Raw genomic sequence first — 26,135 nt, forward strand, 5'->3', positions numbered from 1 at the left:
AAGGAATGGGGTCGGAAGGTGGCCGCCCGATACTTCGCGAAGCTCGACATTCCTGCACAAAGCGCGGCTCCAACCGGTCATCAAACGGTGGATCGGCAGTAATCCGGAGCGTGCCGCCATGCAAACCCGTGTAGGCGCGATTCCATCCATGTTTGTTGCCCGTATCCACTTCTCCATTGCCCTGATTGGTTCCCTGCTCCCTTCGACCTCATTGGCACAACGGCTCGAGGATGCCGATTACGCCAAGCCGGGCTACAGTTCCCGTTTCGTTCGCGGTTCGATGACCCCGCTGGTCGCGCCGGGCAAAGTGATTCACGTGTCGGCGGAAAGCGGGAAGGACAGCAATCCCGGCACGGCTGACGCGCCCTTGAGAAGTCTCGACGCGGCGCGTGACGCGGTCCGACTTCACCACGGCAAGCTTCCTTCAGGCGGGATCGAAGTCCGTATCGGCCCCGGGATCTATCGGCTTTCGAAGTCACTTACCTTTGGACCGGAGGATTCGGGAACAAGAGAGGCGCCGATCGTCTGGCGTGGAGCCGATCGCTCCAAGGTGATCTTGAGCGGCGGCACCCTGCTCGATTCAACAGATTTCCAAAAGGCGGACTCAGCCGAACTCGACCCGCAACTCCACCCTGATGCACGGGGAAAACTTTGGTCGATCGTGGTGACCGGCAAAGCCGGCGACGATCTTCGCTCCACGGATGGAAAGAGCCGTTTCATCTCGATGGACGGCCACATGCTCGGCGTCGCCCGCTGGCCGAACACCGGCTACCACCACATCGGCGAGATCCTCGACCCCGGACCGGCGACCCGTCACCTCCCGCCCGGCAAGAAACCGCCGGAGTACAGCCGCGAGAATCCAACCGGAGGTCGCTTCCGGTTCCGGGAGACTCTCTCAACCGCGGTGAACGATGAATTCCTCCGGACCGGCCGCATGTGGGTCGAGGGCTATCCGCACAACGATTGGTATTTCCAGCGCGAACCGGTGGGACGAATCGAGGATGGCACCGTCCAGCTGCTCCGCCATACCCGCTACTGCGTTGAAGACCACATCAAGTCGATGCCCCGCCGCGTCCGGTTGGTGAACGTTCTCGCCGAACTCGACCAACCCGGAGAATGGTACTTCGACGAGAAGGGCGGACGCTTGATCGTCTGGCCGACACCCGGCTTTGACCCCTCGAAGTCCCGCGTCACGATTCCAGAAGGCCCACCGCTTGTGGCACTTCGGAATACGAGCCATCTCACACTCAGAGACCTCACCTTCGAAAATACCGGGGATGTCGCCATCACGATTGACGGAGGCCATCAGAATCTCATCGCGGCTTCGACGATCCGCAACGGTCTCGGCCGGGGAGTCCGCATCGAAGGCGGCACCCGGAACGGAATCACCGGATGCGACTTTCACGACCTGTTCAGCGCGTTCTCGATCCGCGGCGGCGATTTCAAGTCCCTCGAGCGCTGCTATCACTTCGCCACCAACAACCGGATCCATGATTGCCGGCTCCGGGGCTACGGCGTGGTCGGACTGGACGGCGTCGGCCTCCGTTTCGCGCACAACCTGCTGCACGACATGAACGGCGCGGTCTCGTTCAAGACGGCGGACCTCCTGATGGAGTACAACGAGTTCTTCAACATCGGTTACGAGATGGGCGACTTCAACGTGGCCTACACCGGAGCCCAGTGGCACACGATGGGCAACGTGCTGCGCTACAACTTTGTCCACCACTTGCTCGAACCCGGGGGCCACCCGGTCTGTCCGTTCCGCAACGACGATGGCGGCGCCGGACTGAAGATCTTCGGAAATGTCTTCTACCGGGCCGGCCGCTGCGCCGCCCAGTTCCACGGACCGGCGAACACGCTGCAGAACAACATCTCACTGGAAGCACCGGTGTTCTGGTGGACCCTCAAGCGGCCGATCACCGAGGCCGGTGTCAGCCGGGAGTGGGACGACCTCGCACGCTTCGGCCGCGACCTGCCGAAAGGCGACAAAGGAGACTTCCTCCATAACCTCGAAAGCCGGATCGGCGAGGACGCATGGAACCGCAGCCCGTGGCAGGACCAGTACCCCGAACTACGGCGATTCATCCGCTCGAATCCTTTCGCGCAGACGCTGTGCTGCGTCGAACGCAACTACGCCTCCGGCTGCCGCGAACCGTTCCACATCCACGGCGGCGACGGAACGGTCCGCGGCATGGAAGACAAACGGACAGGCACCTTCGCCGACCTTCCGAAGGAAGGGGTGTTCGAACTCCCCCACCCGATCACGCTCGATGCCTTCCGCGATATTGAAGCACTCGACTTCAGGTTCGCCGCGGGCTTCTCGCCCATGGAAGGTTTCGCGCCGATACCCTTCGACAGGATCGGCCTCCGCAAGGACTCATTCCGGACCAGCGTTCCTGACCGAACGACGTATCGCTCGGCCACCTACGAGAAATTCGAGAAAGACCGTGGCGGGAGATATCAACCCGAGAAGGTCAACGCCCGTTACCCGACGCCCTCCTATCTCAGGTGACGGCCGGCCTCAGCGACCATCGTTCTTCTCCTCCTGCTGCTGATAGATCGCCACAGGAGTCAGCTTCGGACGCTTGTCGCCCGCCTTGCCGTGGCAGAAGAGCAGGTGTCGCGCGCCCTCGTCCTTGAAATAGAGACTGCTGCTGAACTCGACCGGCTTGCCTTCGGATCCCTCGTAAAAGACCGACTGGACCACCTTGTCCTCCTTCGGCGGAGGGATGCTCGCGGACTTGCCCGGGCGAACGAAGACCGGTCGGGATTTCTCACCACATTGGACCGCGACGGGAACCGACAGCAGGTTGTAGACGAACTGCCCGCCCGGCTCGAGGCGCAGCTCCTTCAGATCAAGCAGCACCGGCTTCACCTTTCCTTCCTCCTCGATCAGAAGCACGAGAAGATCGCTGCGGTTCCCTGCCGGAACACTCAGTGAAAACACGGGCTCCTCGCCACCCTCTTCGAAGAAATCAAGAAACTCGCCCTCGCGCAGTTTCGCCTTCACCGGATTGCTCACATGGGCCCGGAAAACCTCCACCGCATCACCTCCCGGCGTGTTCGAGTAGCGGTGTTCGGCGGCCTCTCCTGTCCCGAACGAGGTGATCCTGTAGGTGGCGGATGGCGATTCCTGCGCGGTCAGCCAGCCCATCGCGAGCAAAGCTCCCAGCGGAACAGCGGAGAGCGTTCGAATGATGCGGTCGGGAAGAGTCATGATCGTAAGAGTTGCGGAAGCTTGGTCGTGCGAAACTCTCACTTACACTTCCGACGGCGTGAGCCAGCGGAAGGCGACGATTTCCAGACGACGACCGAAGGACTGGCTGACATCCGTCAGGTCCACGAACTCCCCGGCCGGATCGTCACCCGGGTCGACCCAGTCGGCGACCCGTTGCACGGTCGCCTCGCACCACGCTTGGGCGGAACCGTCAGACGACTCGCCGTAAGCGCGAACCGTAAAGGTATCCGAGCGCACCTGAACGAGTGGCCCGATCGACTGGAGCAGATCGCCTTGCATCACATACTCCGGGCTGCCGGCGTGGCGCGAAAGCAAGGCCGCGGATTCGTTGGCATAGTCGGTCCCGAAGATCTCCGACGAGCGGATCGTGTCGCTTGCCAGATCCGCATTGACGGATGAGCGGTCGAGCGCGGCCTGCAACGCGCCCCGCAGCGAGAGATCACCGCCACCGGGTTCGAGGCGTCGGTTGACGAACTCGCCGATCGAACGGAACGGGCCGCGTTCCTTCACTTCCTCGACCATCTTTTCGGCAAGATCATCGAGGTCCTCCTCGGAAACGACCCGGTAACCGAGCCACTTCTCGCCGGACGACTCCCCGACTTCGAACGACTCGCCATTCGCAAGCGTGCAGCGGCTGATCACGTACTCCTCGAGATCCGACTTCTCGACCTCGGTCCTGAGCCGGCCGCGTGAATCGAAGGCCACCTGGTTCTTCCGCAGATTGCTGGCGAGGAAAGCCTTCCAGGCCTGCTTCGAAACGGAGTTCACGTTGAAGCCGCCATCCACTGTGATGTAGGCGGCGGCCCTGCGGTAGCCACCGGCCTTCAGCACATCGCTGGACACCTCGTCCGCAGTCCTGCCACCGAGACTCGGCCGGTGCCGGGAATTCGGGAGCGTTTCACCGTCGCCAAAGAATCCGTCCACGACGTCATCGAGACGCCGACGCTGCCCCCCGGCCCTCGCATAGAAGTCGCCGGTGTATTCGGTCAGGCCGGAGAAGAAGAAGTCATCCCACAGCAGGGAGTTCGCGACGTAGCTCCGGTCGAGATGTCGCGTCGGCTTGAAGTGCTCGGATGGCGGGCCCGTTCCGTTGACCGTCACATACCACTTCTTGCCGTCGAGATCCGCTTCCTGATTGGACCGGCTATCGGCGTTGTCGACCCGGTTGTCCAACCACACGAGCCACCCTTCCGAGGTGATCTGGTCACTCGGCAGGTGGGGGCTGGCGAACGAATTGGCGATGGCGTAGTTCTGCATACCGAGGCCCGACCACCGCGTGGCATCGATCGGAACCTGCGGCACATGCTGCAACTGGGCGATCGACTGCAGTGGCACCAGCGGCATTTCCATGGCCACAGCCTTGTGCTGGCCGCCCGGATAGTAGCTGTTGCCCATGAACGGCCGCACCTCTCCGTCGATCGAGTCCAACTGAAGCTCGTTCCACGCGGCACCCGCCGACTGGACCGGCGCGTAGTGCATCGTGTAGGGATTCGAGTGGGCGGCGGTTACCACGTTGCCCGCTCCGGAAACCTGCACACCCGGCGTTCCTTGGCCCGAGCAACCCGCGTAGCCGTGGGCAGGAATGTTGTGCAGCCACGTGACGTTCGGGTTCCGCTGGTCGTCGTCCGCCTCGGTCGACTTCAGCCGCAGATCGACCACCATGAACGGCTGGCGCCGGCCACCGACAAGGTCCGCGACATTGAAGAAGGCGTTGATCGGCTGATTGAGCCTCACCGGATTCTCATCGTCATTGCGCCAGCCGACTTTCCCCGACCACTTGGACGCCTGGGACGCCTTCGCGCGGTCGCCGCCCCAGTTGATCCACCACAACGCCGGATAGCGCCAACCGTTGCCGCCGCCGAAGGATCGGCTGATCATCCGGACGTCGAATGAGGAATAGGTGCCGTAGTAAATGAGGCCGTTGAAGTCTTCCCGGGGGCCGGCGGCACGGGAACCCTGGGGGGTGAAGATGTTGGTCGAAAGACGGATCTGGTCAGTGCGGTTGGCGAAGAAGCCGTAAAGCAGCTTGTCGCCCGGGAAGTTCCCGTCACCCGGATTGAAGGTGTTCGGCATCACGCCGTTTTTGACGACACCCGCCCCGAAGTCCCCTCCCAGCGGAGAGGCGTCGAACGAGACGTCGCGCAGGCTCCGGACCACACTGCCTCTCGCGTACGACTGGGCCTGGTCACGGTGGACTTCCTTCGAGCCGAAGAACATCTTCACCTCACCCGGTGCCAGGGTGAACGAGTTGTCCACGGTCATTCCGGTAACGTGCCATTGGCCACCTTCGGTCGAGTAGTTGTGGTTGATCCACTGATAGTCGAGACTCTTGCCGCCGATGGTCACGGTGTTCTCGATCGACATCCCCATGCTCCCGATTGAGAAACCCGGGCACTCCATCGGGAGGTTGTAGGGATTCCACAAGGCGGCCACCGGATAGGCGTGGAAGGTGACCATGTACTTGTTGAGCTCCGGATCATAGGTCCGTGTCTTCGGGGAGATCTGGTTCAGTTTGTCGGCCGACACCCGACCCCGGCTGGCGTCCTCCACTCCAAGCGAGAGCACGAAGGCGAAACGCAGGATCACCGGACTGACCCGCGTCCGCTGGTAGTTCCAGCTCGGATAAGGCGCACGGAAACGGCTCGGCGGATTGTAGTCGTCGACCGCCCTGAGGGTATCACCCATCGTTCCGGTAAGCAGCCCGTCCCTGTCCGAACGGCGGAACTTGTGAAGCGCGTAGTGCTGGCGAAGCTGCTTCCAATCACCGGTGTCGAATTCGTTGTGGGGACTCAATGCGGTTTCGCCGTACGGCCCGACCGGAGCATCACCACTCTTGATGCTCCCTTCCCAACTGCCCTCTTCGGGATCCCCCTCGAAGAAAAGACTCAGATCCTTCCTGAGACCACCCTGGGTCACGTTGACGAGGAGGGACGAGGCGTCGGAGGTCAGATCATGGTAGTGCGACGCGAGAACGTCGGCGGGAATCAGGCCTCCATCACGGGTCGGGAGCAGAGCGGCCTCTTCAATACTCACCACCTTGTCGGTATCGGTGGTGTTCGCCTCAACCGAAAGTTCCGAGAGAGCCTCAAGCCCGTACGGCCCGGGCGTGGCCGCCGAAGCCAGCGCCTCCGCACGGGTCGGCTCACGATCCCGGATCGACTCGTCGCGCACGCGCACCGAGGCCTTCGTCGCATTCTCCCCGACCCACCACGCGAGCCGCCCGCGCTGATCGGCCTGCTTTCCCTCCACCGCGATTCCACCGGCAACGACCTCGTCCTCCGGATTGTCACCGACCGTCCCGTCATCGATGATCCTGACCGGATCCTGGATGTTTGCCGCCGCGGCGAAGTTCTCGCCGCGGGTCGCTTCCCAGTTGCTGTTCGAAACCAGCCAACGGTCGAACGAGGCGGAGCTCTCGTAACCGGGTGTCCGGCCGAGACCGTCGGAGGCATTCGAATCGCGCGGATTTCCCCGGGCTTCCCAAGCCCCCGTGTAGTGCGGCGGTTGCGCACCATTGCCGGCAAGAATGCCGGCCGGCGCGGTGATCTTCTGGTCGGGACCGGCGGCACGCTGAAGCTCACCAATGGCCATCACGAGCGCCATCCGCGCATTCGAGCGGGCTTCCGCCTGGGCACCGAGGGCGCGACTGCCTCTGAGCGAGACGGTGGAGAGACTGAGCAATCCGACGGCAAGCAGCGACAGCAGCACCATCAGGCTGACGGTGATCACCAGCGCGAATCCCGCAGGAGAGCTTTTGGCCGGACGACCATGCGGCCGACGGACGGTTTCCGATCGATTCATAAACGGGCAGTGGGTTTTCAGGGGACGGGCAGCCCCTTTGGCAAAAGGCGCAAAATACATTGCAGTTACATCACTGCTGCCCGGGTCGGGATTTGACCGGATGTTCGCCAACTTTTTTTGTCAGCCCGGACGGATGAGCGGACCCACTTGCTCAGGAAACCCTTCTTTCGAACGTCGACTGCAACGGCCCGCCGAATTCGCGTCCAGATTCGCGATCCAGCGGCAGTACGGGATGAGACTTTCCTTACCGACGCGGTCGACCCGCGTTATCGATCAACCCCTACTACCACTAGAAGCTCCGTAGCATTAGGGCGAACTACGGAATCGGCGCATCTCCATCGGAGCCGTGCCGCGTTGAAGAGTCCGGTCGCGTTTCGACCGACCGAGGGGCCGGCCAGGTTTTGGGTTTCCTGGCCGGCCCCAACCCATCGCGGCGACCGCAAACCTGAGTCGGTCCGGCAAAGGTCAATTCCGCGGATACCGGCAGTAGGAGCGCCTACGGCGACGCTTCCCTCTTCCGAAGTCCGTGACCGAACGCCAGAACCCATGACCCGCGTCCTGCCCCTGCTACTCGTCCCGATTCTGCCCTCCGCGGCGGCAGAGCCGTCCGGCAAGGAACTCTACACCACCTATTGCTCCGCATGCCACGGAGCTGACGGCAAGGGAGCGGCCGGGCAGCCCTTTCCCCCGCTGGCCCGAAGCAACTGGGTCCAAGGCGACGGAGCACGGATGACCGCGGTGATCCTCCATGGACTCGAGGGGCCGATCCCGGTCTCGGGCAAACCATACAACCTGCTGATGCCACCCCAAGGTGCCGTGCTCAACGATGCGCAGATCGCTTCGATCTCAACGTTCGTCCGCTCGAACTGGGGCAACCGCGAGAAAGCGGTCAACGAAGCATTCGTCGCCTCGATCCGCGCGGAGACGTCGTCTCGCAGCAAACCGTGGCGGGCCTCCGAGATCCTCGGGCGCTATCCCCTTCCCTTTACGGACAAGGCACACCGCTGGAGTGCCCGCAACGTGGTTGCGAAAGTATTCGAGGGACGCTGGAAAACCCTCCCCGACTTCGCCGAACTCGATCCGGTCTCGGAGGAAAAGGAACCGGGGCTGATCAGCCTGCGCCACGCCGGCGGAAGGAGCGAAGACTTCGCCGTCGTTTGGGAAGGAGAATTCGAGTCTCCCGACGAGTTCGACAACCTCTTCTGGCTGTCATCGGTCGGCGAGGCCCGGTTGACGGTCAACGGTCGCGAGGCCGCCCATCTCAAAGGCCAAGCCGATGACTTTCGGACGACCGTTGTCCGGCTCAAGGTGAACAAGGGCATGAACCGGTTCCGCCTTGAGTACGCCCAGCATGAACCCGGAGGAGGCATCGCTCTCTCGCGCGCCGGAGGCGGCCTTGGCGGCGAACATGCGTTTACCGATGTGACACGCGGCTCAGGTGCCCAGGAGTATCCGGACATCCTGTTGTCTCCGGAGAACGGCAAGGCCGCCCTCTATCGCAATACCATCAAAGGTGTCAGCCCGCGCGCGATCGGAATCGGTCTGGCAGGTGGAGTAAATTACGCGTTCAGCGCGTCCACGGCCGCACTCGAACGGGTCTGGACCGGCAAGTTCATGAATGCGGGCCGCCACTGGACGATGCGCGGCGCCGGTGAGGAACCGCCGGCCGGTGAGAACATCGTCACCCTGTTCAATGGCCCGTCCGTCACACTGCTCGCCAACCCGGACGACGCGTGGCCTGCAGCGTTTCTGGACGGCTCTTTCCGATTCGTCGGCTACGACCTCGACGATTCGAACCGGCCGACGTTCCGCTACGAGGCGTTCGGCTATGGATTCGTCGACCAAACAATCCAGAGCCCGACAGCTCCGGCGCTTGAGCGTCGAATCGAAGTCACCCCACCGGCGGACAAGTCCGATCCCCCACCTTGGCTGCGGCTCGCCACCGGTACGACGGCGACGGAAGCACCCAACCGTTTCACCCTCGGGGACGGACTTGAGATCCGGATCGATGGCCCTGTGCCTCCGGCACTCCATGGCGGCACACTGATGTTTCCGCTGAAGCTGCCAGCAGAGACCTCCCGCTTCACGATTGAATACCGCTGGATCCAGCCATGACCCTCCCCGCCATTTCGAAACTCATCTTCCTCGCAGCGGCAGCGCTGATTGTCCCGCTTCCGGCAGCCGAGGAGTTCTACACCCGGGAGTCGATTCCGCTACCCGGCGACAGCGTGCCGGAGGTCGGCAGCATCGCACTGCTTCCCGACCAACGTCTCGCCATTTCCACAAGGCGTGGCGAGATCTGGATTGCCGAAGGTGCCTTTGCCGATGACCTGTCGAAAGTCCGATGGACCCGCTTCGCCTACGGACTGGAAAGCTCCTTCGGGATGTTCTGGAAGGATGGATGGCTGTATGTCACCCAGCGCACGGATCTGAGCCGCCTCCAGGATCGCGACGGTGACGGCGAGGCGGACCGCTTCGAAGTCATCAGCCAGGACTGGGGATTCGACGGAGACTACCACCAGTTCGCCTTCGGCTCCAATCCCGATCACGACGGCAACGTCTGGGTTGCGCTCTGCGAGCTCGGAGGAAAATCCAAGTGGCGCGGTTGGGCCGTCATGGTGAAACCCGACGGAACCACACTCCCGATGGCTTCGGGCTTGCGATCCCCGGGAGGGCTCGGATTCAACGCCAAGGGCGACGCATTCTGCACCGACAATCAGGGAACATGGAACGGCTCGTCCTCCCTGCGGCACCTGAAACCGGGATCCTTTCAAGGCATGCCGAGCAGTCTCCATCACTACGACCGGATCCCCGGCCTCGATGCACCCCCGACCCCGGTCAATGAAAGCCGGATCACTGACGAGTTGAAGCGCAGTCCGACACTGGTTCCCCCTGCCGTCATCCTGCCGCACGGCAGGATGGGTGCATCACCGACCGCGATCGTCCTCGACGACAGCGGCGGAAAGTTCGGACCCTTCGCCGACTCGCTGTTCATCGGCGAACAGAGCCACTCCCAGATCCAGCGGGTTTTCACCGAGCAGGTCGACGGGGTTTACCAAGGAGCCGCGTGGCACTTTCTGAAGGACTTCCAGTGCGGAATCGTGCCGGGCAAAATGGCAGCCGACGGGACCATGTTCGTGGGTGGGACCAATCGCGGTTGGGGCTCGCGCGGCACCCGCGGCTTCAGTCTCGAACGGATCCGATGGACAGGTCGGACTCCCTTTGAGGCGACCCGAATGAAGGCCCTCCACAATGGCTTCGAGTTGAAATTCACCGAGGCTCTCGACCCGGAAACCGCGACCGACCTGTCGAGCTACAAGATGGAATCGTGGACCTACATCTACCAGTCTAGCTACGGCAGCCCCGAGGTCGACAAGACCGTCCCGGAAGTCGTCCGGGCCATCGTCTCGGACCACGGCAAGACTCTGACATTGGAAGTCCGCGGACTGGTTCAAGGGCACGTGCATCTGCTCGATTGCGCCGGGCTTCGTTCTGCCGAAGGTCGCAGCCTCTGGCACCCCGCCGCCTACTACACGCTCAACCGCATTCCGGAGCCGCCCGCTCCCAGCGTGATGAGCCCGCCCCGGCCTCCGAACAACTGGCCAAAACTCCCGTGGCCGGAGAAACGCGAACTCCTGACCGGCATCTTTGCGCCGACCCCGGCGGACAAGCAGCGGATCGAGGAAGCGGTACCGCGAAAGGCAACCGTCACGACGGACGAACCCGCCGAGGCCCTCCTCTTCTGGCGCTGTCAGTATCCCCACGTCAGCATCGCCACGGGCAACCATGCCCTCGAACGGATGGCGGACTCTACCGGTGCCTACCGTGTCACGCTCAGCGACGACCCGGCCGACTTCACTCCGGAGAACCTCTCCAAATTCGACGTTGTCATTTTCAACAATACCACCAGTTACGACGTCACGCTCGGCGAGCAAGGTCGGGCAGCATTGCTCGACTACCTCAAGCGCGGCGGAGGAGTCGTCGGCATCCACGCCGCGTCGGACAGCTGCCGCGAATGGAAGGAAGGAATCGGCGTCATGGGCGGCGTGTTCAAGTGTCACCCTTGGTCACCGAAGGGAACGTGGGCGTTCAAACTCGACGAACCCGGACACCCGATCAACAGCGCCTTCGGCGGCTTGGGCTTCCGGCACCGCGACGAAATCTACTACTACCAGCCTGGTAGTTTCTCGGAATCGCGCTCCAGCACGCTCGTCAGCCTCGACATGCGGGAACCGGAGAACAGCACATCGCCCGACCTCTATCCGAACGTCCGCCAGTTCGCGACAACCGACGGGCACCACCCGGTCTCGTGGATCCATCAACTCGGCAAGGGCCGGATCTTCTACACCAACTTCGGCCACAACGCCTCGACCTTCTGGGACGGACGCATCCTCAAACATCTCCTCGACGGCATCCAGTTTGCCGCCGGTGATCTGGCCGCCGAATCGGCACCCTCGGGAGAGGCCGCAAACGCGACACCGCACCGCTGATCCCGATCAGACAGCCGCCACGTTAGCCATCTCCCGATGTCTCTTGGAGCTAGAGGGCAACAAGGGTAGGGAACGACGGTCCTACCCTCGCAGCCATTAGGGATCGATGTTGTGCCGCACGATCACAACCCAGTCCTTTTCCGCTGAACCCGGTGGCTTGCCCAGCAACTGCGCTCCCGGGCCACTGACGCTTTCAACCGAGCCTTTCTTCAGACCACCTCCGTGCCGCGGATCAAACCAGCGGACATCGAGTCGGTCGTCGGAGTCCGTCAGATCGAGGCTGGGTTCGCTTGATCCGTCGCGAAGGAGAATCAGATACACCTCGCCGCGTTTCGCGAGGCAGTAGCCGTCCGCTCCAGCAAGCAAACCGTCCTCGTTCGTCATTTCCGTCAATGGCACGTCTATCATGCGGAAGAAGTCTCGGGCGTGCCGGCACTGGTCCCACATGCGGTCCCGACTCCGGAAATCCTGACAGGTCAGATCGGAATGCGGGTGCTTGTAGCCGAAGTACCACTCGACTCCCCATCCGCCCGCCAGGAGATTCCCCCATAGCGCACCCTGCCGCGCATTGTCGTGGTCCGGATCCTCCGCATCGGGCAGCAAGGAATGCTCGGCGTCGCCCGGTTCATCACAGGCCACCATCCACTGCTTTCCTTTTCGCGCGCTACTTCGCAAGATATTGAGCGTCGCTTTGTGAACCTGGGAAAAGTCAGGCTTCGATGTCTGAAGCGACGCCCCGCAGTACGGAGAATTGTCGCCATAAACGTCGTCGAACCATTGCCCGTTGTGGATCACGATCGGATGATCATAGGGATCGATGCGCTGGATGAATCGCCCCATCTCCAGCCTCTGCCCGGTCGTCTGGGCCAGCTTCCGGTGAGCCGGATTCTTCCACTTCCCGTTTTCCTCACCCATGTTCCAGTTGAGGGCGGGATGATGCGAAAAGCGGGCCACCAGTTCCCGGTAGTACAGCTTGCGCAACGGTCCCGTATCCCCTTTGTCCAACAAGGTCTCGTTCTCGCTCTCCTGGGTCTTGAAGTGCAGGAACATCCCCTTGGCCGTCGCGTGGGCGAAGACCACTTCCCACTGGTCCATTCGCGAGACGTCGATCCGGTCGAGTTCGTCCGGACTCCTGTAAGGGAAGACATTCGCGTCGTCCCCTCCGATATTCATCGTAAGAAAGGAGATCGAGTTCAGCCCCTTGCCAGCAAGGTAGTTGACCGCACCGATCAGCCCCTTGCCCTTCCCCCCGCTCCAGACCGGATCACCTTGACGCCAATCCCGAACGTGGGGCTGCCACGTCTTGATCAACTTGTCCTTGATTCCGTCGGAGGCGAAATCGCCATCGAAATCGGCGTAAGCGAGGAGGTTCTCCGGGGCATCCACGCCGGTTTTCAGGAAGACCCTTCCGTCACCCAAGGTCCGGGGATAACGGTCACCGACGTAGGCGAGACGTCCAAGCGCCCGCATGTCGGGTGAATGCTTGTCGCTCGCTCCGATCGTCAAACTGCCGGTGTCGCCGTCGAAGTGTCCGCCCGGCATTCCGGCATCCGGCCCTGCTTCGACCGCGACTCCCGGCCCTTTTCTAAGCGATGCTTTCCAAGTCCACTCGCCGGTGAACGGCGGTGAAAAGTGAACCCGCCACCGATTGCCCGCCTCCGCGGATGTATTGGCGCTGTCGCCATCCGCGGCGAAGTAGCCGGGGACCCGCATCTCGGTGTTTCCATTCTTGAAGCGAACCTCGAAGCGATAGTCGGCAAACGGATTGGGTGTCGCGGTCTCGGCCGACTGCGGCCCCTCGAAGGTGAGGGTCACCTTGTGCCACTGCTTGAGTTCTCCGGCGATCTCCGGCGGTGTGGCGTGTGCGGAAACTCCTGCAACGAGCAGTGCCAGCATACCGGTCCTCTTCCGGCGGGATTGGGATTTCATGGAGCGAGATGGATCGGTCGGGTGGAGTTTGATCACTTGAAGGTCGAAACCTTCCCGGGCCGGTAGCCCGCCTTGGTGGCATCGCCCGGAATCGCTTCGAGGAAGAAAGCATCCCGATCCCGGTGGTAGGCCTTGTAAGGCATCAGACGGCACGGGACGTTCCCTTCATTCCATCCCATCCAATCCGTCTTGAGACGGTCCGCCTGCTCCGTTTCCTCCCGGGCGAGGTTCCGGCTTTCGGAAACATCCTCGGGAAGCCGGTAGAGTTCGGCCTTTCCTTTGCCTTGCGATAGCAGCTTGTCGCCTTTCGAAGAGAGCACCGCCCAGCGTGGACCGTTTTTCCAGAACAGCATGTCATGCGGAGGCGAATCGGTCTCGCCGGTCAGGTGCGGAACCAGGTCGACGCCTTCGAGTCCTGACCCGACACCCCTGCCCGTGCCCGCGCAGGCCAGAGCGGTCTTCGCGATGTCGAGGGCGATCACCGGATGTTCGAAGGATGATCCCGCAGGAATCCTCGCCGGCCAACTGGCGATGAACGGCACGTGGATGCCTCCGTCGTAGACGTCACCCTTGCCACCCCGGAACGGCTTGTTCGATGATCCGTTCCCCTTCGATGGCGAGTCGGGACCTGCCTGAGGACCACCGTTGTCGCTCAGGAAGAAGATGAGCGTGTTATCGCGGTGGCCGGCATCCTCGAGGGCCGAAACCACCTTCCCGATCCCGGCATCCATCACATCCACCATCGCGGCATAGATGCGCCGGTTCCGGTCTTCGATGTGTGCATACTTCCCGATCGCCTCCTTCGGCGCCTGCAGAGGCGCGTGGGGTGCGTTGTAGGCCAGATAGAGGAAGAAAGGCCGGTCGCCGGAGTCCCTGACGAACCCTGCCGCGTCTTCGCTCAGCGCAGTGGTCAGGTAGCCATCGAAGGCGGCTGGCATTCCGTTGCGCTCGAGCGCCTGGAGATAGCCCTCGGCCACCGGTTTCCGGAGATCGATGCTGATGTAGTCATGTCCACCGCCGAGAAATCCGTAGAAGTAGTCGAATCCGCGGTGGTTCGGATGAAACGCGGGTGCCGAGCCCAGATGCCACTTCCCGATCACGCCGGTGCGGTAGCCGGCATCCTGAAGGTGCTTGGGGAAAAGCACCTCGGCAGGGTCGATTCCCATGTAGGGGTTGGACGCATCGTAGGCCGGGTTCGTCTCGAAGCCGAAGCGATGCTGGTAGCGGCCCGACAGCAGCCCGGCCCGACTCGGTCCGCAAAATGGATGGGTGACGTAACCCTGGCGGAACACCACACCCGATGCAGCAAGCGCATCGAGATGCGGAGTCTTGATGTCGGTGGCCCCGGTGAAACCGGCATCCGCATAGCCCATGTCGTCGGCCATGATGACGATGATGTTCGGTCGGTCGTCCTTCGCGAGCACCGGAAGGGTAGCGCTACAGAGGAACAGAGCGAGGCAGAGGATGGGTTTCATGGGTATCTTGATCGGACGGACTCTACCGCTTTCGCTTCTCGGCCGCCTTCTTCAGCTCGGCTTCGCGAAGCTTGAGAAATTCGTGCGAGATCTCGACGGCCTCGGCCCGGTTGGCCTCGCTGTCGCCCCAGAACTCCCGCAGCACAGCCTCCGTTTCAGGGTAATGCGAGCCATCGTCTCCCACCCTTTTCCGAAGGGCCGCCAGCCTTGTCTTCAACTCGCTGGCAACCGCGGCGTAGGCAGGATCGCCATAGCGGTTCACCGTTTCCTCCGGATCCTTGGCCAGATCATAAAGCTCCCATCCCGGTGGCGTCCGATAGCCACCCTTGTAGTCGGCCCCGTAGTAGAAGATCAGCTTGTGGGTCTTGGTCCGGATTCCGACCTGGCCGGGATTGTCGTGGTGGGCCATGTGCATCCAGTACCGGTAGTACGCCTCCTGCTTCCAACCGGCCGGTTCCTCGCCCGTTTCACAGATTTCTTTGAACGACTTTCCCTGCATCGACCCGGGCGTTCCGATCCCTGCGAACGCAAGCATGGTTGGTCCGAAATCCACATTCTCCACGATCGCGTCGCTGACCGTCCCCGCCCTGATTGACTTGGGATATCGGACCAGGAACGGCATTCGCTGGGTCTCGTCAAACATCCACCGTTTGTCCTGGTAGTCATGCTCTCCAAGCATGAATCCCTGGTCGCCGGTATAGAGAATCACCGTATTGTCCATCTGTCCGCTCTCCTCGAGATAGGCGAAGAGTCGAGCAAGATTGTCGTCGATACCCCGGACGCATCGCAGGTATTTCCGGAGGTAGGCGTTGTAGGCCAGACGCTTGTTCTCCCGCTCGCTGTGATCGGCAGGATCGTAGTTCTCCGGGAACTCGTCCGGATACAATCGGGAAAGGTCGAGGACGTAGTTTCGTCGGGGGTTGCGCAGGCCGATCGAAGTGCCGATGTGCGGGATGAGCTCATCATCGGCACCCCGGGTCGCGATCGACCCGAATCCCTCGGGATGCGAATCCCATAGCGTATCCGGAGCGGGAATGTCCGTGTCGGAGAGATAGCTCTTATACCGAGGGGCGTTCTCGAAATAGTCGTGCGGCGCCTTGTAGTGGTGCATCAGGAAGAAGGGCCGATCCTTGTGCTTCCTGCTCTTCAGCCACGCCAGCGTGCGGTCGGTGATGATGTCGGTCGAGTGGCCTTCGGCGGACTCGACATTGCCAGGCCATGGCTTCTCACCCCGCACCCGGAACTCGGGATTGAAGTAGCTGCCCTGTCCCGGGAGCACGCAGTAGTAGTCAAAGGCAGCCGGCTCGGCCTTCAGGTGCCACTTGCCGATCATGGCGGTCTCGTAGCCGGCCTTCCCCATTTCGATCGCGAGCGTTTGCCTCGACGGCTCGATCCGCCCACCCAGATCGAACACGCCATTCGTGTGGTTGTACTGCCCGGTAATGATGCAGGCTCTCGATGGCGTGCAGATGGCGTTGGTGCAGCAGGCGTTTTCAAACATGATCCCCTCCTTCGCCAACCGGTCAATCGTCGGAGTCGGCGCGATTTCCGCCAACCGGGATCCATATGCGCTGATCGCCTGCCGGGTGTGGTCGTCCGACATGATGAACAGGACGTTCGGACGTTCGTCCGCAAACGCGGGCACCAGCAACAGAATCAGGAGTCGTGGGATACGGGTCATGAAAGTCGGACGGGGAATGTGTGGACGAGGGTGCTCCATGCAGAAATCCCCCGGAGGTTGCCCATTCAGGCGAGGAGCCCCTTCACCAGCTTGCCATGCACATCGGTCAGTCGGAAATGCCGCCCTTGGTATTTGAAGGTCAGGCGTTCGTGATCGATCCCCAGCAGATGGAGAATGGTCGCGTGCAGGTCATGCACGTGCACTCCATCCTTCACGATATTGTAGCTGTAGTCATCGGTCTCGCCATGGGTAAGGCCGCCTTTTACTCCACCGCCCGCCATCCACATCGTGAAGCAGCGCGGGTGATGGTCGCGACCGAATCCGTTCGGAGTCAGTTTGCCCTGGCAGTAGTTGGTCCGCCCGAACTCCCCACCCCAGATGACGAGCGTATCTTCCAGCATCCCCCGGGACTTGAGGTCCTTGATCAGAGCGGCCGACGGCTGGTCGGTAAGCCGGCACTGGTTCCGGATCGCACCGGGCAGAGAGGCATGGGCGTCCCAATCCTTGTGATAGAGCTGGATGAAGCGGACGCCACGTTCGGCAAGACGCCGGGCGAGCAGGCAGTTGTGGGCATACGTTCCGGGTGTCGTCACATCGTCGCCATACATCTCGAGAGTCGCCTTCGACTCGGTATGAATGTCGGTCACCTCCGGAACCGAAGCCTGCATCCGGAACGCCATCTCGTATTGGGCGATCTGGGTCTCCAGATACGGATCCGCCGTCTTCTCGAGCTGGAGCTGGTGGAGGCGGTTAATGTGCTCGATCACCGCCCGGCGGTTGGCCCGGCTTACCCCTTCGGGACTGTTGAGATAGAGCACCGCGTCCTTGTTCGGCGCGAACCGGACTCCGTCATGTTTCCCGGGCAGGAATCCGCTGCCCCAATAGCGGGACGTCAGCGGCTGGCCGCCAGCGCCATGCGTCGTCAGGACCACGAAATCCGGCAGATTGCTGTTCATCGTGCCCAGACCATAAGAAAGCCACGAACCGATCGACGGTCTTCCGGGAAACTGGGATCCCGTCTGCATCATTGTCACCCCGGGACCATGGTTGATGGCCTCGGTGTACATCGACTTGATGAAGCAGAGGTCGTCGACCACCCCTGCCGTGTGCGGCAGCAGTTCCGAAACCGTGGCTCCGCTGTCACCGTGTCGTGCGAACTTGAAGGGCGATCCGACCAACGGGAAACTCGCCTGATTCGTCGACATCCCGGTCAGCCGCTGTCCCATACGGACCGATGCCGGAAGCTCCTGACCGTGCTCCTTCTCAAGCCGCGGCTTGTGATCGAAGAGGTCCATCTGCGACGGCCCGCCTGACTGGAACAGATAGATGACCCGCTTCACCTTCGCAGGAAAGTGCAGTCCCTCGAGAGCGCCACCATCGAGACCCGCCGCCTCGGCGCGGCCCATCATGTGGGCCAATGCGATCCCGCCGAGGCCGACTCCGGTGGAGTTCAGGAAGTCCCGTCTGCTCAATCCGACAGGGCTGGCGTGTCCGGTGCAAAGGGGTGTCTTCATCGTTCGATCAGGGACTCGTCGAGGTTCATGATGGCGTTGACGACCAAGGTGGCCGCCGCCAAGCGGGGAAGCGGAATGTTCTCCTCCCGGGGTGCTGCGCCGACCTGCAGCAGCTTCAGCGCGGCGTCGGAATCGGAGGCATAGCTCTCCAGTTGGAGCTTGAAGAGATCGAGCAGGACCTTGCCCTCTTCCTCGGTGGGGGGACGACTCGTCAAGCGCCTGAAAGCCTCGGCAACGAGCCCTCGCCCATCTTCTCCGTGGCGTTTGCAAAGATCGGCCGCGAGGACGCGCGAAGCTTCGAGAAACTGGGGATCATTCAGCAGGATGAGGGATTGGAGAGGTGACGTAGTGACCTCCCGCTTGACCGTGCAGACGTCCCGCTTGGGTGCGCCGAAGGTGGTCAGCACTGGGGCCGCGGCATTGCGTTTCCACCAGGTATAGACGCTCCGGCGGTAGAGCCCGTCGCCCTTGTCCGGCTTCACCGGCTTGAAGGACACCTCGACCTGATAGGGCTTGGCCGTCGGTCCGCCCCACTTGTCCACGAGGAGCCCGCTGACCGCGAGAGCATTGTCGCGGATCATCTCCGCCGCAAGACGGGTCGTGTGGCTCCGGGCAAGATAGAGATTCTCGGGATCCTTGTGTCGCATCTCCGGAGTTGCCTCGGTGCTCTGGCGATAGGTGGCGGAGAGCACCATCATCCGCAGCAACCGCTTCACGTTCCATCCGTGGTCCATGAAGTCCCGGCTCAGCCAGTCCAGCAGCTCTGGATGGGTCGGAGGCGTCCCTTGCACTCCGAAATCCTCCGAAGTTGCCACCAGGCCCCGGCCGAAAACGAGCTGCCAGTAGCGGTTGACCGTAACCCGACTCGTCAGCGGGTTGCCCGGGTCGGTCAGCCAACCGGCGAAACCCAGACGGTTCTTCGGCAGATCCGGGGCCATCGGCGGAAGAAATCCGGGAGTATCGGGGCTGACTTCCTCTCCGTGACTGTCGTAAGCGCCGCGTTCGAGGATATAGGCCTTCCGTGGCGTTTCCATTTCCCGCATTACCGAGATCGCAGGAATGGAGTCCATCACCTTGTTCCACCCTGCCCGCTCCTCTTGAAGCGCCTGTCGGGCCGTCCGGCTCGACGGATGAACGGCGAGCAGGAAATGCTCCCTTAGGCGGCTCCGCTCCCCTTCATCGAGTTCGTCCGGTGCCTTGGCGAGCAGCTCCGACAGAGTCCCCACGACGCAGGCTTCGGCGATCTCCAGCGAACTGGCTTCCCGACTCCAGAAGCGGAAGCCGTCGACCAGGCCGTTCCGCAAGCCGGAGTCCCTGAAGCGTTCCCCGAGAACCAAACCCAGCTTGTCGCCGTTCCCGACCCGGGTGAACTGGTTGATGCTCCGCGTCAGGCCGTCCCGAACGACCACGGTCTCGGCCTCGCTGCCATTGACGAAAATCCTGAGACCGGAAGCCTTACTGGATCCATCGTAGGTCACGCCGAGATGGACCCACTTGCCCGCCTCCACCGGCTCGCGCGTCTGCACCCTCACGGCGTCACCCGGCCAGAAGTGGGCAAGCGAAGCCGTCGGCTTGCCATCGCTCAGAAGGAACTCATAGCCCATGCACGCCGAGTCGTCGGCACCCTTGCCACGGCTCAGGATATTGGCTCGCGGCGCAATCTCCGACGGCTTGATCCAGACCGCGGCCGACCACGGCTGATCCCGGTCGTAGGCTCCGACATCATGCACCTCAACCGAATCGTCACCGGTAACCAAGATCGCGCGACCGCTCCGTCCATTCTCGACAATCCGGTTGAGCAGCTTCGTCGTTCCGGAATGCTCGGGATTGGCGTCGTTCACAAGCCGTCCTTGCCTTCCGTCGATCTTTTCTACGGACTCGAAGTCGAGTGCGACCTCAAGGCCTCCGGACTCGCCGCCTCTCTCCGGATCCGACAGCCATGCGACGAAGTCCGCCTCGGCAGCCCCGGCGATCTGCCGCAACTCGCTTTCCGCAGCCTCGACCGCCGCCTTCCCGGCGGCGAGGGCCGCCTTGTCTTCCGGAGTTGCCAATGGCATCGCGGGCGTCGGAGCAGCCTCGCTGAAATAGGCGATCAGTCCGGACTCATCGACATTCGCGAAGAACGATCCGAGCGAATAGAAATCCCGCATCGTCAACGGGTCATACTTGTGATCGTGACACCGCGTGCAATTCATCGTGAGCCCGAGGAATGCGGTGCCCACGGTTTCGACCCGATCCGCGACATACTCGCAGCGGTATTCCTCAAGAACGCTTCCCCCTTCCATGCAATGCCCGTGCAGCCGACTGAAGGTGGTCGCGAGGCGTTGTTGGTCAGTCGCCCCGGGAATCAGATCGCCGGCAACCTGCTCGGTGATGAAGCGACCGTATGGCATGTTGTCGCGGAAAGCCCGGAGCACCCAGTCCCGCCACGGCCAGACGCGCCGCTCATGATCCCTCTGGTAGCCGTAGGAGTCCGAATACCGCGCCACGTCCAACCACTCGGCCGTCATCCTCTCGGCATAGGCATCCGTCGCCAGAAGCCTGTCGGCAACCTTCTCGTAAGCATCCTCCGAAGTGTCGGACTCGAAGGCGTCGATCTCCTCCAGTGTCGGAGGCAGCCCCGTAAGATCGAAGCTCACCCGGCGCAACCACTTCGCCCGGGGTGACTCCGGTGCGGGCTTCATCCCACTGTCCGAATGGCCGCGCGCGACGAACCGGTCGATCTCGTTGAGCGCCCAACCGCCTCCGGCCGAGGGCACCTGGACGGTCTCGGGCACGGGCACGAATGACCAGTGCTTCTCGTACTTCGCACCCTGCAGAATCCAACGGTCGATCAGATCCTTCTCGGCGTCACTCAACGTCAGGTTCGAGTCGGGAGGCGGCATCATCTCATCCTCATCTTCCGATCGGATCAGATGGTGCAGCTCGCTCTTTTGGAGATTTCCCGGAACGATTCCGAAATACCCGCCGAGGTCCTCATGGGCATGCTCTTCGGTATCCAGCCTGAAGTCGGACTTCTGGTTCTTCGCATCCGGCCCGTGACACTTGAAGCAGCGATCCGACAGGAGCGGCTTGATCACGTTTTGGAAGGATACACGCTCCTCCGCAAAAACCGCGCCTGCAAGCAGGACGGATCCGAGGACGATGGAGGATCTCAGGTTCATCTGGAAAAGATACGCTGGCTCTCGTCTCACCTTTTGGACAACTGGAGATACAATTTGTGTATATTTTGACGGTCTTCGAGCCAGACGCGGATCAGCGGAAGCGCCGGCGATACTGGGCTGGTGTGATTCCGAAGCTCCGACGAAACTTCCGTGTAAGATGACTCTGGTCGTAGAAGCCGCACTCGATGGCGATCTGGGTGATCGCCTTCTTCGTGGCCACCAATGCCCTGCGCACGTGTTGCAGCCGGACCGTCAGCAGGAACTCGGTCGGCGACATGTGCAGGATGGCACGGAATCGCACGTTGAACTGGGTGGACGACAGCCCGACCTTGGCCGCCATCGAAGACATGTTTACCGGCTCTCGGAAGTGTTCCTCGATGTGCCGGATGACCGGCACCATCTCTTGGAAGTGGCTGAGCTCGGCCTCGGGCGTATCGATTCGGTACATGACGCCGGCAATACCCTCGATCCGGTCGTCGTCTCCGATGAGCGGGATCTTGGTCGAGACGTACCATCGTGCGGGCCCCTTCACCTGGGGCACCAGCCAAACCTCACTCGGGGTCCGCTGCCGGGTCTCCATCGCCCGCCGGTCCTCGGCATGATAGGCCTCGGCGAGCGCAGGTGGCTGGAAGTCGTGGTCCGTCTTTCCGACCAGATCCCCCATCTCCTTCAGTCCGAAGACCTCACGCAACACCGACTCACTGACTCCGATATAGCGGTGATCCCGGTCCTTGGCATAGAAGTAGGCGTTCGGCAGGAAGTCGAACAACTCGAACACCCTCGCCGCCATCGGATACCTGCAGGCGAAGTCGGTTTCTGCGATCGAGGCGTTCATTGAAAATCGGCAAAGGACGAGGGTCCCTGATGCGGCTACACGGTTCCGAATCGAAACACGGTGCGGGATCGAAAGGCGTCGCCCGGCCGCAGCACGCTGTCCGGAGCATCCGCAAGGTTCGGGCCGTTCGGGTAGCGGGATGTTTCACAGCAGAAGCCCCGGAACTGACCGTATCGCATGCCTTCATTCCGGCGCAGCTCATCGGAGGTATAGAAACCGGTGTAGAAAAGCATCCCGGGCTCGGACGTCAGGACCTCCATCCGCCTTGCGCTCGAGGCATCGACGAACTCGGCGACCTTGCCGAACTCGCCCGCCTTCTTCCGAAAGACATAGTAATGCTCGAACCCCTTCGATTCCTCTGCGAACACCTCGCCAATCGGCTTCGGACGGCTGTAGTCCCAGACACTGCCCGAAACCTCGAACTCGTCACCGACGGGAACGTTCGACCCATCGGGGACAAGGAAACGGTCGGCATCGATCATCGCCTCGTGATCAAGGATCCGGTCGGCGAAGCCGTTCAGATTGAAGTAGGCGTGATGGGTCATCGAAAGCGGCGTCGCACGGTCGGTGACCGCACCATACTCGATCGAGAGTTCGTTCTCCTCGGTCACGGTGAACGTCACCGACATCTCCAGGTTGCCCGGGTAGCCGTTGTCGCCGTCCGGGCTCGTGATGGTCAGACGCAAACCGACCTTTCCCGGTTCCTCGAAGGTTTCGGCTTCCCACACGCGCTTGTCGATCGAGTCGATCCCGCCGTGAAGGTGGTTCTCCCCATCGTTGGCCGGGACCTCATGACGAACGCCGTCAACCCCGAATGCGGCATCCTTGATGCGACCGGCATAGCGGCCGACGACGCAACCGAAGTAGGGTGAGTTGGAGCGATACGCCTCGCTGAAGTACTCCCCGAGCGAATCGAAGCCGCAAGTGATCTCGCCCGGTCGCCCGTCGCGGTCCGCCACCCGCAGCGAGGTCAGGATACCGCCATAGTTCGTGATCCGGGCGACAAGTCCGTTTCCACTTGAAAGGGTGAAGAGATCCACCTCGCGCCCGCCTACCTCGCCGAACGGCTGCCGTTCAACTTTCATGGCGCTTCCTCCGCTACGACCACGGGCTCGCCACCTTCGGGGGCTCCGGCGGCCATCTTGTTGCCATACGAGATGATCAGGATACCGATCACCATGCAGCCCAGTCCGGCGTAGAGAAAACGTCTCGCCCGCCCCGATGCCTTGGCCCACTCACCGACCACGATCCCGCTGACGATGGCCGTCACGACACATGCCGTGTTGAAGATCGCATAGCCGACGGTGTTCCCGACACTCCCCAGCTTGAACGCGGCGAAGGCGAACACGGCTGAAGCGGCATAGTGGAAGAACGCCATGATGAAGATCAAAGAGAGATTCCGTAGGAAACTCGGCGTCCCGAACGACGGCCAAGCCTTCTTGCTGGTCAGCTGCCACGCGAAGTAGCCGGCCATGATGACCCCTCCGCTGAGAAAAATCGGCAGCATCACCGCAAGCGCCGTGACCCACTCCGGATTACCCTGTGCCTGGCTGGCCGCATGCAGAGGAGGCCGCCCTACCGCATTGGCGAAACTGAAGCCGGTCGCCAGCAAGCCCCCGGACACCGCGATCATGATTCCAGCCGACATCGAACCCTTGCCGTCGTCAGCACCCTTTGGTGAATCGTTCTCCCTCGCCATGCCGGCCTTGCCGTTGGCGACAATCCCGACCAGCACGAAAAGCAAGCCGACCAGAATCGCCGCGAACGCGCCCTGCGGCGGGAGTCCGTCGACAAAGAACGGCAGCAGGGAACCGACCAGGATCACCGTGCCGATGAAGATCGAGAACCCGAGCGACATCCCGATGTGATGGATCGCTTTTCCCCACATCATCACTCCGATTCCCCAAAGCACGCTTGTCGCTACCATCTTCGGCAATACCGCCTTCACTTCCGGTGCGGCGTAAATCTCCCCCGCTCCTTTCATGATCAGAAGGGTTGCCACCAACGGCACGACGAACATCGTGAGCATGAAGAACAGACCCCAGGTGTTCTCTTCCTTGAAGTCCTTCGTGAATTTCCCGGGCAAGGCGTACAGCCCGAGCATGAGTCCGGCGACGAGCGCCCAAGTTATGCCTTCGATCATGGATTTTGGTGGGTTCGGTTGATTCGGGTTTTGGAAAATTGGCGGGCTCAGCGGCCCATCCAGCCGCCATCGACGAGGAGCGTGGCCCCGTGCACGTAGGCGGAGGCAGCGGAGGCGAGGAATACCGCGGCCCCCTTGAAGTCAGAGGGTTCGCCCCAGCGACCGGCCGGGATGCGTGACAGGATCTGCCCGCTTCGCACCGGATCGTCGCGCAGCGCCTCGGTGTTGTCGGTGGCGATGTATCCGGGTGCGATGGCATTGACGTTGACCCCCTTCGCAGCCCACTCGTTGGCCAGCGCCATCGTGAGCTGGCCGATGCCGCCCTTCGATGCGGCGTAGCCAGGCACGGTGATGCCACCTTGGAAGGTAAGCAGGGAGGCCGTGAAGATGATCTTGCCGGAACCGCGGGCCACCATATCTTTGCCAAGTTCGCGACTGAGCACGAACTGCGCGTTCAGGTTCACCTCCATCACCTGGTCCCAATACTCGTCCGGATGTTCCGCAGCGGGTTTCCTCAGGATCGTGCCGGCGTTGTTCACGAGCACGTCGATTGCCGGAACGTCCGACTTGAGATCGGCAATGAACCGGTAGAGTTCCGCCCGGTCGGAAAAATCGCACCGATACCCGCGGAACGAACGGCCTGTCGCCGTGACGCATCGCTCGACCTCGCTACCGGCCTCTTCAAGCGAAGCAGAGACGCCGATGATATCCGCTCCAGCTTCGGCCAGACCTTCCGCAATCGCCTTTCCGATTCCACGTTTGCAGCCGGTTACCAGGGCTGTTTTGCCTTCGAGCGAGAACTGGTCGAGAATGCTCATGGGTTGGAGAACAGAGGTGCCCGGGCGCCGTTCAACTGCACCGAATCAGGGTTTTGATTCCGTCGGGGTTCGCATCGATCGCTGCAAAGGCATCACCGACTTCGTCGAGCGGGCGGACATCGGTGATCAAACGATCGATCATCAGCCGCCCGGCAGCCGCCAACGCGATGGCCTCGTCGAAGTCCCTTTCCTCGTAAAGCCGGGCACCGATCAACCGGAGTTCGGACCAGAAGAAACGGAACAGGTTCACAGGCTTCGGCTGGGGGTGGATCGCAACCATCACGATGCGACCCCGCACCGCCGCAAGTTCGGTCATCACTTCGACTCCCGGCGCCGACCCGGAAACTTCGAAGACGCAGTCCGCCATCCCGCCCGACGTCAGCTCGGTGACGCACTCCACCACGTTCCCGGAAATAGGGTTCACCGCATCGAAGCCGAGGGAACGCACAAGTTCGATCCGTTGCTCGTTCGGTTCGGAAACAATGACCCTGGCGCCCTTCTCGCGTGCGACCAGGGCAATCAGCAATCCGATCGGGCCGCCGCCGATCACCACGCAGGTCTCACCGCGGGACACTTCGCCAAGACGCACATCATGACATGCGACCGCCGCCGGCTCGATCAGGGCGCCGTGCTCGAGCGAAAGCGATTCAGGCAGCCGGTGCAACGTGTAGGCCGGAACGGTCCACGACGACTGCATGCCGCCGGGCAGATCGATTCCGATGAACTTCAGGTTCTTCCCGACGTGGGAATGCCCCCGGTCGAAACCGACCGGATCGCCAAACTTCAGCGGGCGCACCGCCACCCTGTCGCCGACCGACCAACCGCCCACCCCATCGCCAAGGGCCGCCACCGTCGCGGACACCTCGTGCCCGAGAATCTGCGGTTTCGCCACGCGAGCATCCATGTGGCCGTGATAGATGTGCATGTCGGTTCCACACACGCCACAGAAGCCCACATCGAGCCTGACTTCTCCGGGCCCGGGCGGCAGCGATTCGCCCGCACCTGCCTCAACCACCCGGTCTCCTCGATAAAACGCGGCCTTCATAC

The 26,135-nt window shown here is 62.1% G+C and carries 15 protein-coding genes; 3 read left to right on the forward strand and 12 right to left on the reverse strand.

The annotated features are described in order from the left end of the window. Positions 1-148 precede the first annotated feature (148 nt). Positions 149-2,512 carry a right-handed parallel beta-helix repeat-containing protein gene (locus HAHE_RS00490; RefSeq protein WP_338687577.1) on the forward strand — a complete coding sequence of 788 codons (2,364 nt, stop codon included), beginning with the start codon at positions 149-151 and terminating at the stop codon, positions 2,510-2,512. Between the two features lie 9 nt (positions 2,513-2,521). Here HAHE_RS00490 and HAHE_RS00495 read toward each other — a convergent pair whose 3' ends face one another. Together HAHE_RS00495 and HAHE_RS00500 are read right to left on the reverse strand one after the other, a co-directional pair. After that, positions 2,522-3,217 carry a hypothetical protein gene (locus HAHE_RS00495; protein WP_338687578.1) on the reverse strand — a complete coding sequence of 232 codons (696 nt, stop codon included), beginning with the start codon at positions 3,215-3,217 and terminating at the stop codon, positions 2,522-2,524. A 42-nt stretch (positions 3,218-3,259) separates the two neighbouring features. Next, positions 3,260-7,039: a hypothetical protein gene (locus HAHE_RS00500; RefSeq protein WP_338687579.1), complete on the reverse strand. Its 3,780-nt coding sequence runs from the start codon at positions 7,037-7,039 to the stop codon at positions 3,260-3,262. Positions 7,040-7,585: 546 nt separating this feature from the next. Here HAHE_RS00500 and HAHE_RS00505 point away from each other — a divergent pair. Both HAHE_RS00505 and HAHE_RS00510 read left to right on the forward strand, forming a co-directional pair. Then, on the forward strand, positions 7,586-9,154 hold the full coding sequence (locus HAHE_RS00505; protein WP_338687581.1) for a cytochrome c: 1,569 nt from the start codon (positions 7,586-7,588) through the stop codon (positions 9,152-9,154). After that, entirely contained in the window at positions 9,151-11,529 is a 2,379-nt protein-coding gene (locus HAHE_RS00510; protein ID WP_338687582.1) for a ThuA domain-containing protein, read from the forward strand. The genes HAHE_RS00505 and HAHE_RS00510 overlap by 4 nt, the downstream gene beginning before the upstream one ends. A gap of 96 nt (positions 11,530-11,625) precedes the next feature. Here HAHE_RS00510 and HAHE_RS00515 read toward each other — a convergent pair whose 3' ends face one another. From HAHE_RS00515 to HAHE_RS00560, 10 genes are all read right to left on the reverse strand, one after another. Then, positions 11,626-13,458: a DUF5060 domain-containing protein gene (locus tag HAHE_RS00515; protein ID WP_338687583.1), complete on the reverse strand. Its 1,833-nt coding sequence runs from the start codon at positions 13,456-13,458 to the stop codon at positions 11,626-11,628. Positions 13,459-13,490: 32 nt separating this feature from the next. Then, on the reverse strand, positions 13,491-14,933 hold the full coding sequence (locus tag HAHE_RS00520) for a sulfatase-like hydrolase/transferase (RefSeq protein WP_338687584.1): 1,443 nt from the start codon (positions 14,931-14,933) through the stop codon (positions 13,491-13,493). 22 nt (positions 14,934-14,955) lie between these two features. Continuing rightward, on the reverse strand, positions 14,956-16,614 hold the full coding sequence (locus HAHE_RS00525) for a sulfatase (RefSeq protein WP_338687586.1): 1,659 nt from the start codon (positions 16,612-16,614) through the stop codon (positions 14,956-14,958). Positions 16,615-16,679: 65 nt separating this feature from the next. Beyond that, on the reverse strand, positions 16,680-18,128 hold the full coding sequence (locus tag HAHE_RS00530; protein ID WP_338687588.1) for a DUF1501 domain-containing protein: 1,449 nt from the start codon (positions 18,126-18,128) through the stop codon (positions 16,680-16,682). Further along, positions 18,125-21,292 (reverse strand): DUF1553 domain-containing protein, encoded by a 3,168-nt coding sequence (locus tag HAHE_RS00535; protein ID WP_338687590.1) that lies wholly within the window; start codon positions 21,290-21,292, stop codon positions 18,125-18,127. Before HAHE_RS00535 ends, HAHE_RS00530 begins: the two co-directional genes overlap by 4 nt. A gap of 91 nt (positions 21,293-21,383) precedes the next feature. Further along, the gene (locus tag HAHE_RS00540) at positions 21,384-22,127 is read right to left on the reverse strand and encodes an AraC family transcriptional regulator (protein WP_338687591.1); all 744 of its coding nucleotides are present in this window, start codon (positions 22,125-22,127) and stop codon (positions 21,384-21,386) included. 35 nt (positions 22,128-22,162) lie between these two features. Beyond that, positions 22,163-23,212, reverse strand: coding sequence for an aldose epimerase family protein (locus tag HAHE_RS00545; protein WP_338687592.1), 1,050 nt, complete (start codon positions 23,210-23,212; stop codon positions 22,163-22,165). Continuing rightward, positions 23,209-24,270 (reverse strand): L-rhamnose/proton symporter RhaT, encoded by a 1,062-nt coding sequence (locus HAHE_RS00550; RefSeq protein WP_338687594.1) that lies wholly within the window; start codon positions 24,268-24,270, stop codon positions 23,209-23,211. Before HAHE_RS00550 ends, HAHE_RS00545 begins: the two co-directional genes overlap by 4 nt. 47 nt (positions 24,271-24,317) lie before the next feature. After that, positions 24,318-25,082: an SDR family oxidoreductase gene (locus HAHE_RS00555; RefSeq protein WP_338690835.1), complete on the reverse strand. Its 765-nt coding sequence runs from the start codon at positions 25,080-25,082 to the stop codon at positions 24,318-24,320. 37 nt (positions 25,083-25,119) lie between these two features. Further along, the gene (locus HAHE_RS00560; RefSeq protein WP_338687596.1) at positions 25,120-26,133 is read right to left on the reverse strand and encodes a zinc-dependent alcohol dehydrogenase; all 1,014 of its coding nucleotides are present in this window, start codon (positions 26,131-26,133) and stop codon (positions 25,120-25,122) included. Between the last annotated feature and the right edge of the window lie 2 nt (positions 26,134-26,135).

It is taken from the genome of Haloferula helveola, from assembly GCF_037076345.1.
Classification (GTDB): Bacteria; Verrucomicrobiota; Verrucomicrobiia; order Verrucomicrobiales; family Akkermansiaceae; genus Haloferula; species Haloferula helveola.

What these genes read in the sequence shown, in the direction of transcription:
- HAHE_RS00490 (WP_338687577.1), top strand. Translation starts at nt 149, where the DNA reads ATGTTTGTTGCCCGTATCCACTTCTCCATTGCCCTGATTGGTTCCCTG.
- HAHE_RS00495 (WP_338687578.1), bottom strand. Translation starts at nt 3,217, where the DNA reads ATGACTCTTCCCGACCGCATCATTCGAACGCTCTCCGCTGTTCCGCTG.
- HAHE_RS00500 (WP_338687579.1), bottom strand. Translation starts at nt 7,039, where the DNA reads ATGAATCGATCGGAAACCGTCCGTCGGCCGCATGGTCGTCCGGCCAAA.
- HAHE_RS00505 (WP_338687581.1), top strand. Translation starts at nt 7,586, where the DNA reads ATGACCCGCGTCCTGCCCCTGCTACTCGTCCCGATTCTGCCCTCCGCG.
- HAHE_RS00510 (WP_338687582.1), top strand. Translation starts at nt 9,151, where the DNA reads ATGACCCTCCCCGCCATTTCGAAACTCATCTTCCTCGCAGCGGCAGCG.
- HAHE_RS00515 (WP_338687583.1), bottom strand. Translation starts at nt 13,458, where the DNA reads ATGAAATCCCAATCCCGCCGGAAGAGGACCGGTATGCTGGCACTGCTC.
- HAHE_RS00520 (WP_338687584.1), bottom strand. Translation starts at nt 14,933, where the DNA reads ATGAAACCCATCCTCTGCCTCGCTCTGTTCCTCTGTAGCGCTACCCTT.
- HAHE_RS00525 (WP_338687586.1), bottom strand. Translation starts at nt 16,614, where the DNA reads ATGACCCGTATCCCACGACTCCTGATTCTGTTGCTGGTGCCCGCGTTT.
- HAHE_RS00530 (WP_338687588.1), bottom strand. Translation starts at nt 18,128, where the DNA reads ATGAAGACACCCCTTTGCACCGGACACGCCAGCCCTGTCGGATTGAGC.
- HAHE_RS00535 (WP_338687590.1), bottom strand. Translation starts at nt 21,292, where the DNA reads ATGAACCTGAGATCCTCCATCGTCCTCGGATCCGTCCTGCTTGCAGGC.
- HAHE_RS00540 (WP_338687591.1), bottom strand. Translation starts at nt 22,127, where the DNA reads ATGAACGCCTCGATCGCAGAAACCGACTTCGCCTGCAGGTATCCGATG.
- HAHE_RS00545 (WP_338687592.1), bottom strand. Translation starts at nt 23,212, where the DNA reads ATGAAAGTTGAACGGCAGCCGTTCGGCGAGGTAGGCGGGCGCGAGGTG.
- HAHE_RS00550 (WP_338687594.1), bottom strand. Translation starts at nt 24,270, where the DNA reads ATGATCGAAGGCATAACTTGGGCGCTCGTCGCCGGACTCATGCTCGGG.
- HAHE_RS00560 (WP_338687596.1), bottom strand. Translation starts at nt 26,133, where the DNA reads ATGAAGGCCGCGTTTTATCGAGGAGACCGGGTGGTTGAGGCAGGTGCG.